Annotated in this window: 13 protein-coding genes; 10 read left to right on the top strand and 3 right to left on the bottom strand. The window is 69.1% G+C overall.

Going from position 1 to position 17,188, the window contains the following annotated elements; translation table 11 throughout:
* Positions 1-6: 6 nt before the first annotated feature.
* The 4 genes from ABN611_RS03000 (at position 7) to ABN611_RS02985 (ending at position 5,270) form a co-directional block, all read left to right on the top strand.
* The gene (locus tag ABN611_RS03000; protein ID WP_350278199.1) at positions 7-1,512 is read left to right on the top strand and encodes an ABC transporter substrate-binding protein; all 1,506 of its coding nucleotides are present in this window, start codon (positions 7-9) and stop codon (positions 1,510-1,512) included.
* Positions 1,513-1,672: 160 nt separating this feature from the next.
* Positions 1,673-3,229 carry a sugar ABC transporter ATP-binding protein gene (locus ABN611_RS02995; RefSeq protein ID WP_350278198.1) on the top strand — a complete coding sequence of 519 codons (1,557 nt, stop codon included), beginning with the start codon at positions 1,673-1,675 and terminating at the stop codon, positions 3,227-3,229.
* Positions 3,226-4,251: an ABC transporter permease gene (locus ABN611_RS02990; protein ID WP_350278197.1), complete on the top strand. Its 1,026-nt coding sequence runs from the start codon at positions 3,226-3,228 to the stop codon at positions 4,249-4,251. Before ABN611_RS02995 ends, ABN611_RS02990 begins: the two co-directional genes overlap by 4 nt.
* Positions 4,252-4,265: 14 nt before the next feature.
* The gene (locus ABN611_RS02985) at positions 4,266-5,270 is read left to right on the top strand and encodes a substrate-binding domain-containing protein (protein ID WP_350278196.1); all 1,005 of its coding nucleotides are present in this window, start codon (positions 4,266-4,268) and stop codon (positions 5,268-5,270) included.
* Between the two features lie 101 nt (positions 5,271-5,371).
* Here ABN611_RS02985 and ABN611_RS02980 read toward each other — a convergent pair whose 3' ends face one another.
* Positions 5,372-6,355, bottom strand: coding sequence for a LacI family DNA-binding transcriptional regulator (locus ABN611_RS02980; RefSeq protein ID WP_350278195.1), 984 nt, complete (start codon positions 6,353-6,355; stop codon positions 5,372-5,374).
* Positions 6,356-6,475: 120 nt separating this feature from the next.
* On the opposite strand from ABN611_RS02980, the gene ABN611_RS02975 reads away from it, so the two are divergent.
* The 3 genes from ABN611_RS02975 to ABN611_RS02965 are packed head-to-tail and all read left to right on the top strand — an operon-like array spanning position 6,476 to position 8,845.
* On the top strand, positions 6,476-7,906 hold the full coding sequence (locus ABN611_RS02975; RefSeq protein ID WP_350278194.1) for an NAD-dependent malic enzyme: 1,431 nt from the start codon (positions 6,476-6,478) through the stop codon (positions 7,904-7,906).
* On the top strand, positions 7,903-8,280 hold the full coding sequence (locus tag ABN611_RS02970; protein WP_350278193.1) for a VanZ family protein: 378 nt from the start codon (positions 7,903-7,905) through the stop codon (positions 8,278-8,280). The genes ABN611_RS02975 and ABN611_RS02970 overlap by 4 nt, the downstream gene beginning before the upstream one ends.
* A 7-nt stretch (positions 8,281-8,287) precedes the next feature.
* Positions 8,288-8,845 carry a YqgE/AlgH family protein gene (locus tag ABN611_RS02965; protein ID WP_350278192.1) on the top strand — a complete coding sequence of 186 codons (558 nt, stop codon included), beginning with the start codon at positions 8,288-8,290 and terminating at the stop codon, positions 8,843-8,845.
* 741 nt (positions 8,846-9,586) lie between these two features.
* Here the strand turns inward: ABN611_RS02965 and ABN611_RS02960 are convergent.
* A complete protein-coding gene (locus ABN611_RS02960; protein WP_350278191.1) occupies positions 9,587-9,856 on the bottom strand; it encodes a DUF3039 domain-containing protein in 270 nt (89 codons plus the stop codon).
* A gap of 205 nt (positions 9,857-10,061) precedes the next feature.
* Here ABN611_RS02960 and ABN611_RS02955 point away from each other — a divergent pair, with 205 nt between their 5' ends.
* The 3 genes from ABN611_RS02955 to ABN611_RS02945 all read left to right on the top strand — a co-directional run bounded on the left by ABN611_RS02955 (position 10,062) and on the right by ABN611_RS02945 (position 16,347).
* Positions 10,062-10,550, top strand: coding sequence for a Uma2 family endonuclease (locus tag ABN611_RS02955; RefSeq protein WP_350278190.1), 489 nt, complete (start codon positions 10,062-10,064; stop codon positions 10,548-10,550).
* Between the two features lie 59 nt (positions 10,551-10,609).
* Positions 10,610-12,403: a DEAD/DEAH box helicase gene (locus ABN611_RS02950; protein ID WP_350278189.1), complete on the top strand. Its 1,794-nt coding sequence runs from the start codon at positions 10,610-10,612 to the stop codon at positions 12,401-12,403.
* A gap of 611 nt (positions 12,404-13,014) precedes the next feature.
* Entirely contained in the window at positions 13,015-16,347 is a 3,333-nt protein-coding gene (locus ABN611_RS02945; RefSeq protein WP_350278188.1) for a CARDB domain-containing protein, read from the top strand.
* A gap of 49 nt (positions 16,348-16,396) precedes the next feature.
* Here ABN611_RS02945 and ABN611_RS02940 read toward each other — a convergent pair whose 3' ends face one another.
* The gene (locus ABN611_RS02940; RefSeq protein ID WP_350278187.1) at positions 16,397-17,146 is read right to left on the bottom strand and encodes a glycoside hydrolase family 16 protein; all 750 of its coding nucleotides are present in this window, start codon (positions 17,144-17,146) and stop codon (positions 16,397-16,399) included.
* Positions 17,147-17,188 lie beyond the last annotated feature (42 nt).

Below are 17,188 nucleotides of genomic sequence, written 5' to 3'. Positions count from 1 at the left end.
ACCCCTGTGTTGAGGAAGCGATTCGTGGCGGCCGTCGCCGTCGCCGTACTGGCCGCCGTGGCCGCGTGCTCGCCCGCGAGCGAACCGGGTACCGACGGGGAGCAGGTCCTGCGCTACGCCCCCGCGATGTTCCCGGTGTCGCTGGACACCCACAAGTACGCCGGTGAGGAGGCGGTGCAGACCGCGATCCAGCAGATCATGGAGCCGCTGGTCCGGGTCGAGGACGGCAAGATCGTCCCGGTCCTCGCGACCTCGTGGGAGAACCCGGACCCGAACTCCTGGGTGTTCAAGCTGCGCTCCGGCGTGAAGTTCTCCGACGGTACGGCGTTCACCGCGAAGGACGTCGTCGCGTCGTACGAACGGCACAAGAAGCTCGACGGGCCGCTGGTGCCGCTGTACTCGACCGTGACGTCGTTCGCCGCGACCGACGACCAGACCGTGACGGTGAAGACCAGCAAGCCGCTCGGCACGCTGCTCAGCTCGCTGACCCTGCTGTTCATCGGCCCGGCCGCGAAGGTCGACACCGACGGGTTCTTCAACCAGCCGATCGGCACCGGGCCGTTCACCGTCACGTCGTTCAAGCCCGACGAGAACCTCGAGCTCGCCGCGAACCCGACGTACTGGGACGGTCCGCCGAAGCTCGCCAAGCTGGAGTTCGTGAACATCCCGGAGGTCGCCGGGCGGATCACCGGGCTGGAGAACGGCGAGGTCGACGTCCTGACCCAGATCCCGCCGGACCAGGTCGGCTCGGTCAAGGGCAGCGAGTCGATCACGTACTCGACGACGCCGAGCTGGACGTACTACTTCAACTGGTTCAACTCCAACCGCAAGCCGTTCACCGACAAGCGGGTCCGGCAGGCGTTCTGGTACGCGCTGAACCTCGAAGGCACCGTGAAGGACCTCTTCGGCGACCTCGCCTCGGTCGCGCAGGCGCCGCTCGCGCAGGGTGTCATCGGGGCGCCGAAGTTGTCGCCGTACAAGTACGACCCGGCGAAGGCGAAGCAGTTGCTGGCCGAGGCGGGGTACCCGAACGGGCTCACCACCTCGATGCAATGGCCGCTGGAAGGCGGTCCGAACATCCGGGCGCTGGCGCAGGCGATGATCTCGGACTGGGCGAAGGTCGGCATCACGGTCAAGCCGCTGGAGAAGGAGCGGGCGCAGTGGCTGGAGGACTTCGGCAAGCTCAACTGGGACATGAACCTGCAGACCAACGTGACCGGCACTGGTGACGCCGACTACACGCTGGCCCGGTTGTACGTCTGCTCGGCGAAGCGCAACGGCTACTGCAACCCCGCGCTCGACAAGCTGCTGCTGGACGCCCGCTCGTCGGTCGACCAGGCCGCGCGGCCAGGGCTCTACCAGCAGGCCGGCCAGATCCTCTGGGACGACGCCGTCGGGATCTTCCCCGCCGACCTCGCCTCGAACGCCGCGGTCCGCTCCCGCGTGCAGAACTTCGTGATGCCGCCGAGCGGCCGCCCGTTGTTCGCGAAGGTGAGTGTCTCGGGGAACTGACCTCGCCCTTTCCATCCAGATCGAACAGGTGCCCCTCCGGCCCGTCCAGCCCTGAAGCTGGGTCACGGTTACGACTGTTGACCCGGTGAGGGGTTGACGGGCCGGAGGGGTGCGGTCTAGCGTCCGGGAAATCGATTACTCGCCCGATCGTGGAGGTCGCATGGTGCCTGACGGTGACCTTGTCCGGATGGCCGGGATCGGGAAGCGGTACGGCGGCGTCCAGGCCTGCGACGAGGTGGACTTCGTACTCGGCGTCGGCGAGGTGCACGCGCTGCTCGGCGAGAACGGCGCCGGCAAGAGCACGCTGATGAAGATCCTGTCCGGCGACGTCACGGAATACGACGGCAGCATCGCGATCAACGGCAGCCCGGTGCGCTTCAACGGGCCGACCGACGCGCAGGCCGCCGGGATCGCGATGATCCACCAGGAACTCGACCTGGTCCCCGGCCTGTCGGTCGCGGACAACATCTTCCTCGGCCGCGAGCTGCGGACCCCGTTGCGCACCGTCGACCGTCGCCGGATGGAACGCGCGGCCCGCGAACTGCTCGACCGCAGCGGCGTCAGCCTCGATCCGCGCCGCCCGGTCGGCGAGCTGCGAGTCGGCGAGCAGCAGCTCGTCACGATCGCGAAGGCGATCTCGCTCGACGCCCGGGTGCTGATCATGGACGAGCCGACGTCCGCGCTCACCAGCTCCGAGGTCGAGCGGCTCTTCGACGTGATCCGCGAACTCCGGCAGAGCGGCGTCGGCATCGTCTACATCTCGCACCGGATGGAGGAGATCGCGCAGGTCGCCGACCGCGCGACGGTGCTCCGCAACGGCCGGATCGTCACCAGCTTCGATCCGCGCGCCCTCAGTACGGCTGAGGTCGTCGAGGCGATGGTCGGCCGCCCGGTGCAGACGATGTTCACCACGCCGGACATCGATACAGGCGACGAGTTGCTGCGGATCGAGAACCTCAGACTCGTACCCCGCCGCCCGCGTCCCGGCCGTCGTGACCCGGACGGCATCTCGCTGACCGTCCGCGCCGGCGAGATCGTCGGGCTCGCCGGTCTCCTCGGCGCCGGCCGCACCGAACTCCTCGAGACCCTGTACGGCGTGGCGCCCGGCGGTACCCGCACTGGCCGGATCCTCCTGCAGGGCAAGCCGATCCGGCCGCGCGGCCCGCGCCAGGCACTTGCCCAGGGCATCGGTTTCGTCCCGGAGGACCGGCGCGCGTCGGGGCTCGTCCTGTTCCACTCGATCCTCGCGAACACCGTCGTCTCGAGTCTTCCCTCGTACGGCCGGGCCGGGGTGATCGCGCGCCGGATGGAGCGCGCCGCGTCGGTGCAGATGGCCGACCGGTTGCGGCTCAAGTTCGGGCGGTTGCAGGACGAGGTCGGCACGCTGTCGGGCGGTAACCAGCAGAAGGTCGTGTTCGGCCGGATGCTGCTCACCGAGCCCAAGCTGCTGCTCCTCGACGAGCCGACGCGCGGCGTCGACGTGGGCGCGAAGGCCGAGATCTACCGCCTGCTCGGTGAGCTCGCGGCGCAAGGTCTCGGCGTACTGCTGGCGTCGTCCGAGCTCCCGGAACTGGTCGGCGTCTGCGACCGCGTCGTCGTACTGCGGGACGGCCGGGACGTCGCGGCCTTCAGTACGGCGGACTCGGGTGAAGGCGACCTGCTGGCTGCCGCGATGGGACAAGGTGCCGTGTTCGACGAGGTCGGAGGAGTGCAGTGACCGACGTGCAGGACAAGATCCCCACACCGGTGCAGCAGGCGTCCGGCGGTGTGGCGGCGACACTGTTCCGGTTCCAGAGCGTGTTCGGGCTGATCGCGGTGTTCGTCGCGGCGATCATCTTCTCGCCGCGCAAGAACGGCGAGATCCTGTTCATCAGCGCGGACAACCTGGCGAACGTGGTCCGCGCGGTGTCCGAGATCGGGATCATCGCGGTCGGTATGACGTTCGTGATCCTGATCGGCGGGATCGACCTGTCGGTCGGCGCGGTGCTCGGCCTGGCCGCGGTCGGGTCCGCGGTACTGATGGTCGAGAACGACTGGGGCTTCCTGCCGTCGGTGCTGCTGGTGCTCGCGATCGGCCTGGTCTTCGGTGCCCTGCAGGGCGTCGCGACCGCGATGATCGGGATCCAGTCGTTCATCGTCACACTCGCCGGGTTGCAGATAGCGCGCGGTCTGGCGCGGATCTGGTCCGGCGGCCAGGGCGTCGCGATCTCGTACGGCGACGGTCCGAAGGAGGCGCCCTCGTCGTTCGCGATCCTGGGCGAGCGCACGTTCGGCGGGCTGGTGCCGATCCCGGTGCTGATCTTCTCCGGTGTCGCGATCGCGGCGGTGGTGTTCCTGCGGATCAGCGCGTTCTCCCGGCACCTGTACGCCGTCGGCGGCAACGAGAAGGCCGCGCGGCTGTCCGGCGTCCCGGTGGTGCGGGTGAAGATCGCCGTCTTCGCGATCTGCGGGCTGCTCGCGTCGCTGGCCGGCATCGTGCACGCCGTCCAGCTCAACCAGGGCAGCCCGAACGACGGCATCGGCTACGAGCTCGACGCGATCGCCGCGGTGGTGATCGGCGGCACCAGCCTGATGGGCGGCCGCGGCTCGGTCGCCGGAACCGTGGCGGGCGCGCTGCTGCTCGGCGTACTCAACAACATCCTGGCCCTCAACAACATCGACTCCAACATCCAGCTCCTGATCAAGGGACTGGTGATCGTTGCGGCCGCCGCGCTGCAGCGACTCCGCCCCGCCTCGTGAGGAAGGTTCGCACCATGCGCTCTCTCAGAATTTCTCTGGCCGCCACGGCCGTCACCGCGCTCGTCCTCGCCGGCTGCGGGACCACCAGCGAGCGGACCTCGGGCGCGTCGCCCGAGGCGTCCAAGTCCTGCAAGGGCGCGGACGGCAAGTACACGATCGGGATGAGCCAGGCGAACGTCGCCGAGCCGTACCGGCAGCGGATGGACGACGACATCCGGGCGGCCGCCAAGGAGGTGCCGCAGTTCGACGTGAAGTTCGCGGACGCGGCGCAGGACAACGCCAAGCAGGTCGCGGACGTGGAGAACTACATCACCCAGCAGATCGACCTGCTGATCATCAGCCCGAACGAGGCCAAACCGCTGACCGCGGTGGTGAAGAAGGCGTACGACAAGGGCATCCCGGTGATCGTGCTGGACCGGAAGGTCGAGGGCGACGCGTACACCGGGTTCATCGGCGGCGACAACGTGCAGATTGGCTCCGAGGCCGGCAAGTACGTCGCCGAGAAGCTGCTGCCGTCGGGCGGCAACGTGGTCGAGCTGAAGGGGCTCGCCGGCGCGACGCCGCAGGCCGAGCGGCACCAGGGCTTCATGGACGCGATCAAGGCGAACCCGAAGATCAAGGTGATCGCCGACGCCAGCGGCGACTGGCTGCGGGAGAAGGGCCAGGCGCAGATGGATGCGCTGCTGAAGGCGAACCCGAAGATCGACGTGGTGTACGCGCACAACGACCCGATGGCCGAGGGCGCGTACCTGGCCGCGAAGGCGGTCGGCCGGGAGAAGGAGATGAAATTCATCGGGATCGACGCGCTGCCGATCCCGTCCGGCGGGATCAAGGCCGTCGAGCAGGGCCGGCTGTCCGCGACGTTCACGTACCCGACGAACGGCAAGGAGGCCATCGCCGCCGCGAAGAAGATCCTGGTCGACTGCGGCACCGTCGAGCGGTCCCAGATCCTCCCGACGCGCCTGATCGACGCGTCGAACGCCGCCAAGATCTACGCCGAGGAGAACCCGACCGGCTGATGCCGGGCGCCGACCGCCAGGCCATCACAATCGCGGCTGAGCCGCACCCGCGAGCGTGGACTCGCCGGTCCGCCCGGATTGTGATGGCGTGGCGGTCCGGATCAGCGCCGGGAGCTTGCTCGTTCGATCAGCCTGGCGCCCAGCGTCGTGGTGGTCGGCGGCCGGGTGTCGTCGGCGATGCGTGCCAGCAGCAGCCGGGCCGCCTCGGCGCCGATCTCGTACGCCGGTTGCGCGACGACGGACAGCGGCGGGTCGACGAGCGCGGCCCACGGGGCGTCGTCGAACGCGACGATGCCGACGTCGCGACCGGCCCGGAGGCCTCGCTCCTGCAACGCCTGCAGTACGCCGACCGCCATCGCGTTGTTCGCGACCAGCAGCGCGTCGGGCGGCTCGGGTTTCGACAGCAGGTCCAGCGCGGCGCGGTGCGCTCCGCCCGCCCGGTACTCGGTCCGCCGGACGAGTTTCGCCGTACTCCGGCGGCGGAGCGCGTCGCGGTACCCGGCCAACCGGTCGTCCGCCGTACGGACCCCGGCCGGACCGGTGATGCAACCGATCCGTTCGTAGCCTTGGGCAACTAAATGCGCGGTCGCCTCGCGGGCCGCCAGCCGGGTGTCGACCAGCACCACGTCGCTGTCCTGCCCCGGCAGCGGGCGGTCCACCGCGACGTACGCCGTACCCCGGGAGGCCAGCTTCGCGACCGAGGAGTCCGGGCCGCTCGGGGACAGGATGACGCCGGCCACCCGCTCCTGGATCGCGATGTCGACGTACCGGCTCTCCTTCTGCGCGCTCTCGTCGGAGTTGCAGAGCACGACGGAGTACCCGACCTCGTGCGCGACGTCCTCGACACCGCGCGCGATCGCCGTGAAGAAAGGGTTTTCCACGTCCGAGATGATCAGCGCGACCACGGCCGCCTCCTGGCGGCGCAGGTTCCGCGCGGGGCCGTTCGGCTGGTACCCGAGCTCCGCGGCGGCGGCCCGGACGCGGGCGGCGAGGTCCGGGTCGACGGTCGGTTTCCCGTTCAGCGCCCGCGACACGGTCGCCGTCGACACCCCGGCGCGCGCGGCCACGTCGCTGACAGTCGGCACTGTGGGCTCCCTTCCTGGATCGAAGAGTAGCCGCTCGAGTAATGGATTACCCAGACCTCCCCCATGCACTTTACGTACGGAACCCCCGGGTGTTACCAGTGACATGAGAGGATCACCCGCGTGACTGCCTTGCCGAGTGTTTCGTACTCCATCACCGTTCGCCTCGAGGTGCCCGCCGGCGGCTCGACGGTGAGCAAGCTGACGACCGCGGTCGAGCAGGCCGGCGGTCTGGTCACCGCGCTCGACGTGACCGCGTCCGGCCACGAGCGGCTGCGGATCGACGTCACCTGCGCCGCGGCCGACACCGAGCACGCCGGCCGCCTGGTCGAGGCGATGCGCGCCGTCCGCGGTGTCGAGATCGCCCGGGTGTCCGACCGGACGTTCCTGATGCACCTCGGCGGCAAGATCTCGATGGAGGCCAAGCACCCGATCCGCAACCGTGACGACCTGTCGATGATCTACACGCCGGGTGTCGCGCGGGTCTGCCTGGCGATCGCGGAGAACCCGGACGACGCCCGCCGGCTGACGATCAAGCGCAACAGCGTCGCGGTCGTCACCGACGGCTCCGCGGTGCTCGGCCTCGGCAACATCGGCCCGAAGGCCGCGCTGCCGGTGATGGAGGGCAAGGCCGCGCTGTTCAAGCGGTTCGCCGGGATCGACGCCTGGCCGCTGTGCCTGGACACCCAGGACCCGGACGAGATCGTCCAGATCGTGAAGGCGATCGCGCCCGGCTTCGCCGGCATCAACCTGGAGGACATCTCGGCGCCGCGCTGCTTCGAGATCGAGGCCCGGTTGCGCGAGGAGCTCGACATCCCGGTCTTCCACGACGACCAGCACGGTACGGCGGTCGTCGTACTCGCCGCGCTCTACAACGCGCTGCGCGTGGTCGGCAAGGACATCAGCAACGTCCGCGTGGTGCTCTCCGGCGCCGGCGCGGCCGGTACGGCGATCCTCAAGCTGCTGCTCGCGGCCGGGGTCAAGGACACCTGTGTCGCCGACATCGGCGGCGTGATCCACCCGGACCGCGACGGGCTGTCGCCGGAGCTGCGCTGGATCGCGGAGAACACCAACGCGGCCAAGTACAGCGGCGACCTCAAGGGCGCGCTGGCCGGGGCCGACGTGTTCATCGGCGTCTCCGCGCCGAACATCCTGACCGGCGCCGACATCGCCACGATGAACGAGGACGCGATCGTGTTCGCGCTCGCGAACCCGGTGCCCGAGGTCGACCCGGCCGAGGCCGGTGAGCACGCGGCGGTGGTGGCCACCGGGCGCAGCGACTTCCCGAACCAGATCAACAACGTGCTGGTCTTCCCGGGCGTCTTCCGCGGCCTGCTGGACGCGCAGTCGTCGAAGGTGTCGATCGACATGGAGCTGGCCGCCGCCCGGGCGTTGGCCGGCGTGGTGACCGACGAGGAGCTGAACGCGGCGTACATCGTGCCGAGCGTCTTCCACCCGGAGGTGCACACGATGGTCGCGCACGCCGTCCGCGACGCGGCCGGCGGCAAGGCGCCGGCGCACGAGAGCTTCCCGGACGACACCCCCGCGCTGTGACCAGTCTCGTTGCGGCGGAGACAGGCTCGCGGGTGAAGGTCTGGGTCTGGCGGATCGCGTTCCTCGCGGCGGTGCTGTTGCAGCTGTACGGCGTCTACGCACCGCGCGAGGCAGGTCCGCACGTCGGGCTCCCGCAGGTCGACAAGCTCGCGCACTGCTTCCTGTTCGCGGCGGTCGCGTTCACCGGGTGGAAGGTCGGCGTACCCGTGTGGTGGTTGCTCGGGGCACTGGTCGCGAACGCCGTGGTCAGCGAACTCGTGCAGCATTGGGTGCTGCCGCAGCGCGACGGCGACCCGTTCGACGCGCTCGCGGATCTGGCGGGCGTCGCTTTGGGTGCTTGGCTGGGCTCCCGAGTGGTCCGTCGTACGCCATGATGGAGGTATGACGGTCTCGACCCTGACCGGTTCGCTCCTGGTGGCGACCCCGTTGCTCGACGAGCCGCCCTTCCGCCGGTCGGTGATCCTGCTCCTGGACCACGACGACGACGGCGCACTCGGGGTGGTGGTCAACCGCGCCGCGGACCTCGCCGTCGACCGGGTGCTCCCGGACTGGTCGTCGGCCGTCGACGAGCCCGGCGTCCTGTTCATGGGCGGCCCGGTCGGCACCGACAGCGCCCTGGCGGTCGCCGAGGTCCCCGACGCCGCCGACCCACCGGGCTGGCGCGAGTGCTTCGGCCGGATCGGCCTGGTCGACCTCGACATCCCGCCGCAGCTGCTCGAGGGCGCGATCACCCGGATGCGCATCTTCGCCGGCTACGCAGGCTGGTCCAGCGGCCAACTCGAAGGCGAGATCGCCGAAGGCGCCTGGTACGTCGTCGAATCCGAACCCGACGACGTCTTCGGCCAGAACCCCGACACGTTATGGCGCCGAGTCCTACGCCGCCAGAACGACCAAATGGCCTACGTAGCCACCTACCCCGACGACCCAACAATGAACTGAGCCCGCCTGGCACGACAGCAGGTTGTGGCGCCGAAAGGTCGCCGCCTCGCCCGCTGGTCCTACACATCGTGAGGTTTGCGTGTGCGCGGGTGAGCGGCGGCTGTCTTCTTGCCGCCTTCGGCGGAGGCGCGGGAGGCCTCCGCGCGTCCACGCCCCACGCGAGCAAGCCCGCCCCACGCGAGCAAGCCCGCCCCGCTGGGCCGGGTTCGCGAGTCGTGGATCGTGGCTGCGTTTTGGCGACCTCTCTCCACGACTCGCGAGATCAGGGCGGAGCCATTTGCCACGACTCGGTGGTCCGATGGAGAAGGAGGGCGGACGGGCCGGGGGACCAGCCCACGGGGTGGGCGCGGGTGTTGGTAGCGCCCGGCCGGAGCTGAGAGCTGCGTCCGGCAGAGCGGTGCACGGGAGTGGTGGCCGGCTCGGGACGGGGACTGCTCTATCCGACCGTTGCCAGTTGCGCGGCGGTCCGACTGCGGTCAACCCGGGTGCCTGCTCAGGTGACGCACGGGCCGGGCTGTTCGGGCGGGGACGTCGTACCGAGGAGTGCGGCATACGGGCGAGACATGTGCCCGCGGGAGCACCCGGCGACAGTTCCCGTGCAGGCGGTGTCGCGCAGACACCGCGCGGTCACCCGAACGGGCTACGGCCGTCAGGCCCCAGTCGAACCGATTCCGCAGCCGGTCCGGCGCTGAATCTGGGTGCTTGCCGCGTGGATGCTCCGCCGGTCGTGCGTGGAACTGACTACTCGTCGCCGCCCTCGTCGTCGCCGGGGTTGAGGGAGTCCCAGATTTCCTTGCACTCGGGGCAGACGGGGAAGCGCTGCGGGTCGCGGCTGGGGACCCAGACCTTGCCACAGAGGGCGACCACGGGGGTGCCCATCACCATCGCCTCGGTCAGCTTGTCCTTCGGCACGTAGTGCGAGAACCGCTCGTGATCGCCAGGCTCGGCCGGCGCCGTCTGGGTCCGCTCGTCGACAACCGTCTCCGCGCCGGGGGTCAGCTGTGTGCTCATACCCCCGAGTGTAGGACGTGTCACCAGCAGATCCGGAACTTTTCCACAGCCCGGGGAATCGCTGGGCAAACCGGGGCAGATCACGGCATGTTCTCTGGCGTGACCGACCGAAGGAGGCAGTATGAGTCTCGTGGAACCTCTTCCGATCCCTTCGTCAGTGCCTTGGCGGCCAAGTGTGCCGTTGACCAGGGACGATCTCGAGCGGATGCCAGATGACGGCCACCGGTACGAGCTCATCGACGGGATCTTGCTCGTGAGCCCGGCGCCGGCCATTCGGCACCAGATCGTCGCGAGCAACCTGAACGACGTGCTCAAGCGGGCCTGCCCGGCCGAGCTGCTGGTGCTGTTCGCACCGGTGGACGTGGTGCTGGCGACAGACACTGTGCTGCAGCCGGACCTGGTGGTTGCAGCGCGCGACGCGTTCGCCGAGCGGGACCTGCCCGTCGCACCGCTGCTCGCTGTCGAGGTGCTGTCGCCCAGCACCCGTCGCGTCGATCTGATGCTGAAGTGGTCCCGCCTGGAGGCGGCGGGATGTGCTGCGTACTGGGTGGTGGATCCCGACACGCCGAGTCTGATCGCCTGGGAGTTGCGGGACGGGGCATATGTGCAGGTTGCGAAGGTTGCCGGCGACGAGCCAGCGCGACTGACGAGTCCGTACGACGTGACCGTGGTGCCCGCCGATCTGATCTCGTAACGGATCTCAGGTAACCTTCCTGCCCGGCACACTGTCGACCTTCGGGGGAGTAGCTGTCTGTGGATGCGCACGTGCCGGCCAACCCTGCCGTGCTGCCGCCCGCCTATCCGGACCGGGCCGCCTGGGGTACCGCGAGCAAGCTGCGGGCATGGCAGGCGGAGGCGCTGAAGCTCTATCTCGACAACAACCCGCGCGACTTCCTGGCGGTGGCGACACCGGGCGCCGGTAAGACCACCTTCGCGCTCACCGTAGCCGCCGAGCTGCTGCACCGGCGGCAGATCGAGCGCGTCACCGTGGTCACGCCGACCGAGCACCTCAAGGTGCAGTGGGCCGACGCCGCGGACCGGGCCGGGATCTCGATCGACCCCGCGTTCGCCGGGCGGCGCGGCAAGACCAACAAGGACTTCCAGGGTGTCGCGGTGACGTACGCCGGGGTTGCGGTGAATCCGCTGGCCTTCCGGGTCCGCACCGAGCGGTTCAAGACCCTGGTGATCCTCGACGAGGTACATCACGGCGGCGACGCGCTCAGCTGGGGTGACGGCGTCCGCGAGGCGTTCGAGCCCGCGGCCCGCCGGCTCTGCCTGACCGGTACGCCGTTCCGCAGCGACGACAACCCGATCCCGTTCGTCACGTACGAGGAAGGCCACGACGGGGTCGCCCGGAGCAAGGCCGACTACACCTACGGGTACGGGCACGCGCTGCGCGACCACGTCGTACGCCCGGTGATCTTCATGTCGTACTCCGGCGAGATGCGCTGGCGGACCAAGGCCGGTGACGAGGTCGCGGCGCGACTGGGTGAGCCGCTGACCAAGGACCTGACCGCGCAGGCGCTGCGGACCGCGCTGGACCCGGCCGGCGAGTGGATGCCGGCCGTGCTCGCGGCCGCCGACAAGCGGCTGACCGAGGTACGGCGGCACATGCCGGACGCGGGCGCGCTGGTGATCTCCGGCGACCAGAACACCGCCCGTGCGTACGCGAAGACGCTCCGCGAGATCACCGGTGAGGCGCCGACCGTCGTGCTGTCCGACGAGAAGGCGGCGAGCAAGAAGATCGCGAAGTTCTCCGAGGGCGACTCCCGGTGGATGGTCGCGGTCCGGATGGTGTCCGAGGGGGTCGACGTGCCGCGGCTCGCGGTCGGGGTCTATGCGACGCCGACGTCGACGCCGCTGTTCTTCGCGCAGGCGGTCGGGCGGTTCGTGCGGGCGCGGAAGCGCGGTGAGACCGCGTCGGTGTTCGTACCGTCGGTGACGCGGCTGCTCGGGTTCGCGGCCGAGATGGAGGTTGAGCGCGACCATGTGCTCGGGCGCAAGAACAGCAACGAGGACGGCGACATCTTCGCGCTCGAGGACGACCTGCTGAAGCAGGCGAACAAGAACGAGGGCGCCAGCGACGAGCTCGAGGGGACCTTCGAGGCGCTCGGCTCGGACGCCAGCTTCGACCGCGTGGTCTTCGACGGGGGTGACTACGGGACCGGCGGCGAGAACGCGTCCGACGAGGAGCTGGACTTCCTCGGTCTGCCCGGCCTGCTGGAGCCGGACCAGGTGCGCGAGCTCCTGCACAAACGCCAGCAGAAGTCGCTGGCCGCGCAGAAGAAGTCCAAGCGCTCAATGGCTGACGACCGGGAGGACCCGACGCCGACCGAACTGGCCACTCACGAGCAGATCGCCCTGCTCCGCCGCGAGCTCAACGGCCTGGTCGCCGCCTGGCACCACCGCACCGGCCAGCCCCACGGCGTCATCCACAACGACCTACGCCGCAAACTAGGCGGCCCCGCAGCCGCCCACGCCTCCTCGATCCAGCTAAAAGAACGCATCGACCTGATCCGAGACTGGGCCACCCAACGCCGCGCCTAACCCCCGCGCCCGCACGCGAACTGCCGGTCGTGTGTGCTGGGGGTGCCTGCCGAGCGTGAACTCGGGCGTGCGTGCCTGGCATGAGTTCCGGCGTGACTGCCGGGGCGTGAACTTCTGTGTGCGCGTCGGGCGTGTGCTGGGCGTGTGTGCTGGGCGTGAGTGCCGGCGTGACTGCTGGGGCGTGCGTGCCGGTCGTGAGTGTCGGACGGGTGTGCTGGGCGTGACTCCCGAGCCTGCCAGTCGGACGTGCATCGGGCTCGACTCCCGGGCGAGCTCGGCCATGTGCGCTGGGGCGCGAGGCGGGCGTGAGCGGCGGGCGTGAGTGGCGGGTGTGAAGGCCGGTTGTGAAGGCCGGGGGTGGCGGGTGAAGGCCGGGTGTGAAGGCCGGGTGTGAAGGCCGGGTGTGAGCTCTCCGGGGGAGTTCTGGGCGTGGCCTTCGGCTGGCTGTTGCCGGGTTCGGGGTGGGCCGGCGGGTCCGGGTGGTTGTCGTGGGTGAGGTGTTGACGTTGTGCGGTTGGTGCTGCAAGCTTCGGGTACCTGAGCTGCAAGAAATCGTCAAAGTTGTGAAATTTTCGTAGCTCACCTCCCACCGCCCCGATGGAGGTCTCTTGATGCCTCGGAAGATTTTGCTCCGGCTGCTCCTGGCGGCCGTGTTGCTCGCGGCCGGTCTGCTGGCTGCTCCACCGGCCCTCGCGGCCAACCTGACGAAGACCCTGAGTGCCAGCAGTTCGCTCGGTGAGTACCCGAGTGGCAACGCCGGCGACGGTAACCAGAACAGCTACTGGGAGAGCAGCAACAACGCGTTCCCGCAGTGGATTCAGGCCGACCTCGGTGGTACCAAGGACGTCGACCAGGTGACGCTCAAGCTGCCCGCCTCGTGGGGGCCGCGCACGCAGACGCTCACCGTCCAGGGCAGTGCGAGCGGCGCCGCGTTCAGCACGCTCGTCAGCAGTACGGCGTACAACTTCAGCAGCACCAATGTGGTGACGATCGACTTCGCCGCGGTCTCGGTGCGGTACGTCCGGCTGACCTTCACCGCGAACACCGGGTGGCCGGCCGCGCAACTGTCGGAGTTCGAGCTGGCCGGACCTGGTGGCGGGCCCGTCGATCCTCCGACCGGCACCGATCTCGCCGCCGGCAAGCCGATCGAGGCGTCGAGTTCGGTGTTCAGCTTCGTCGCGTCGAACGCGAACGACGGCAACCTCGGCACCTACTGGGAGTCGAACGGCTTCCCGTCGACCCTCACCGTCAAGCTCGGCGCGAACGCCGACGTCAGCTCGGTCGTGGTCAAGCTCAACCCCGACCCGATCTGGGGTCCGCGCACCCAGAGCATCGAAGTCCTCGGCCGTGAACAGTCCGCGACGACCTTCACCTCCGCGGTCGCCAGAGCCAACTACCAGTTCGACCCGGCGGCCAACAGCAACACCGTCACGATCCCGGTCACCGGCCGGTACGCCGAACTTCGCCTGCAGGTCTTCACCAACACCGGCGCCCCCGGCGGGCAGGTCGCCGAGCTCCAGGTCTTCGGCGCCGCGGCGCCCAATCCCGACCTCGTGGTGACGGCCGTCGACTGGTCGCCCGCGAGCCCGTCCGAATCCACCCCGATCACCCTGTCCGCAACCGTCAAGAACACCGGCTCCGCACCGGCCGCGGCCAGCACCCTCAACTTCCTCCTTGGAGGCACCGTCGCAGGCACCGCGAACGTCGGCGCACTCGCCGCCGGCGCCTCCACCACCGTCACCGCCAACGCCGGAACCCGCGCCCAAGGCAACTACACCGTCGCCGCAGTCGCTGACCCGGCCAACGCGATCGTCGAGCAGAACGACACCAACAACACACTCCAGTCGCCCACCCAGCTGACCGTCGCCCAGGCCCCGGGCCCCGACCTGCAAGTCACCGCCATCACGTCCAACCCCGCCAACCCGGCCCCCGGCGCGCAGGTCTCGTTCACCGTCGCTGTCAACAACCGCGGTACGACGGCAGCAGCGGCCAGCACCACCAGATTGACCGTCGGCAGCACAACCCTCACCGGCGCTACAGGATCGATCGCCGCCGGCGCCACCGCAACCGTCGCAATCAGCGGCACCTGGACGGCCACCAACGGCGGCGCAACCGTCACCGCCACGGCCGACGCCGCCAATACCGTTGACGAGACCAACGAAACCAACAACATCTTGACCAAGTCGGTCGTGGTCGGCCGCGGCGCCGCCGTGCCGTACACGTCGTACGAGGCCGAGGCCGGCGACTACACCGGCACCCTCCTGACCGCCGACGCGAAGCGGACCTTCGGGCACACCAACTTCGCCACCGAGTCGTCCGGCCGCTCGTCGGTCCGGCTGAACTCGAGCGGCCAGTACGTCGAGTTCACCTCGACCGTGCCGACGAACTCGATCGTGGTCCGCAACTCGATCCCGGACTCCGCCGATGGGCAGGGGCTGCAGGCAACGATCAGCCTGTACGTCAACGGGACCTTCAAGCAGAAGCTCAGCCTGAGCAGCCGGCACAGCTGGCTGTACGGCAACACCGACGCACCCGAGGGACTCACGAACACCCCGGGCGGCGACGCGCGCCGGCTGTTCGACGAGTCGCACGCACTGCTCAACCAGTCGTACCCGGCCGGCACCAAGTTCCGGCTGCAGCGCGACGCCGGCGACACCGCGGCGTACTACATCATCGACCTGGTCGACCTGGAGCAGGTCGCGCCGCCGCTGCCCCAGCCGGCCGGGTGTACGTCGATCACGCAGTACGGCGCCGTCCCGAACGACGGGATCGACGACGCGGACGCGATCCAGCGCGCGGTGACCGACGACCAGAACGGCGTGATCAGCTGCGTCTGGATCCCGGAGGGCCAGTGGCGGCAGGAGAAGAAGATCCTCACCGACGACCCGCAGAACCGCGGGCAGTTCAACCAGGTCGGGATCAGCAACGCCACGATCCGCGGCGCGGGGATGTGGTACGCGCAGCTGTACTCGACGATCGAGCCGCAGAACGCCGGCGGGATCAACCACCCGCACGAGGGGAACTTCGGGTTCGACATCGACAAGAACGTCCAGCTGAGCGACATCGCGATCTTCGGGTCGGGCCGGATCCGCGGCGGCGACGGGAACGCCGAGGGCGGGGTCGCGCTGAACGGGCGGTTCGGTACCGGGACGAAGATCAGCAACGTCTGGATCGAGCACGCGAACGTCGGGGCCTGGGTGGGCCGCGACTACGACAACATCCCGGAGCTGTGGGGTCCGGCCGACGGGCTGGAGTTCAGCGGGATGCGGATCCGGGACACGTACGCCGACGGCATCAACTTCGCGAACGGGACGCGGAACTCGAAGGTGTTCAACTCGTCGTTCCGGACCACGGGTGACGACGCGCTGGCGGTGTGGTCGAGCAAGTACGTCAAGGACCAGTCGGTGGACATCGGTCACGACAACGCGTTCACCAACAACACGATCCAGCTGCCGTGGCGGGCGAACGGCGTCGCGATCTACGGCGGGTACGGCAACAGGATCGAGAACAACCTGATCGCCGACACGATGAACTACCCCGGCATCATGCTCGCCACCGACCACGATCCGCTGCCGTTCTCCGGGACGACGACGATCGCCAACAACGCGCTCTACCGGTGCGGCGGGGTGTTCTGGGGTGAGGCGCAGGAGTTCGGCGCGATCACGCTGTTCCCGGCGAACCTGCCGATCCCCGGGGTGACGATCCGCGACACCGAGATCCACGACTCGACGTACGACGGCATCCAGTTCAAGACCGGCGGCGGCGAGATGCCGAACGTCCAGCTCACCAACGTCCGCATCGACAAGTCGAACAACGGCTCCGGCATCCTCGCCATGGGCGGCGCCCGCGGCAGCGCCACCCTGTCCAACGTCACCATCACCAACTCGAGAGACGGCGACATCCTCAAGGAACCCGGCTCGACCTTCACCTTCACCGGCCAGTAGGTCCCCCCGAGGCCCAGCACCCGTTCAGCGGGTGCTGGGCCTCAGTCTGTTATGGGCGGTAGACGCGGACGTGGTCGATCTGCATCGACTCGGTGGTGACCGTCGGCGGGATCTTGGCGTAGACGAAGAGGTCGAGGATGAGAGCGTCGCCGGTGCCGGTATACGCGCCTTGGCGGCAGATTTCGTTGCCGTCGAGGTACCAGACGGTCTCGTCGGGGCCGAGCTGCTGGGCGATCGTGTGCCAGTCGGTGGTGAGGTCGGTGGGGGACCGGTACGTGCAGCTGCCGCCGCCGGACTGGTGGTTGGTGAGGTACAGCGCGTGGTGGTTGTCGCTGTAGAACTCGTACGTGTCCTGCTCGTTGGAGCCGTTCCCGTTCCACGTCCAAGTCGACGGCCAGAAACCCTTCGCGGACGGCAGCTTCAGTCGCGTCTCAACGTAGTCCCCGGGCCGTACGGCGAACGATTGCGACGGCTCGTGCCCGCACGCCTGGCCGGTGGTGATCAGTGCGCCCGACCACTCGTACCCGGGAGCCGGGTTGTTCTTCCGCGCGGTCATCGTCAGCTTCCCGTCGCGGACCGACAATGCGTCCCAGGTGTGCCACTCGAGCTGCTGGTTGCCCTTGTTGCCGAGGCACTGGTCGGCTTCCGCGTTCGAGTGGATCGCCCACTTCGTCCGGTCGACCGCCGTACCGTCGAACTCGTCGGCGAACACCAGTTGCCCGGGCGGCGCGGCCTCGGCGGCCCGCAGCGGTACGGCGAGCAGCCCGAGCGCGAGCACTGAAGTAAGTAACTTACGCATCAAGCAACCCTCTCCGTCGGAAACCAACGGATCAAACAGTCG

Origin of the sequence: Kribbella sp. HUAS MG21, from assembly GCF_040254265.1 — a bacterium.
In the GTDB taxonomy this organism is placed as follows: domain Bacteria; phylum Actinomycetota; class Actinomycetes; order Propionibacteriales; family Kribbellaceae; genus Kribbella.
Note: the sequence above shows the minus strand (reverse complement) of the source record. Positions and strands in the feature narration are given on the sequence as shown.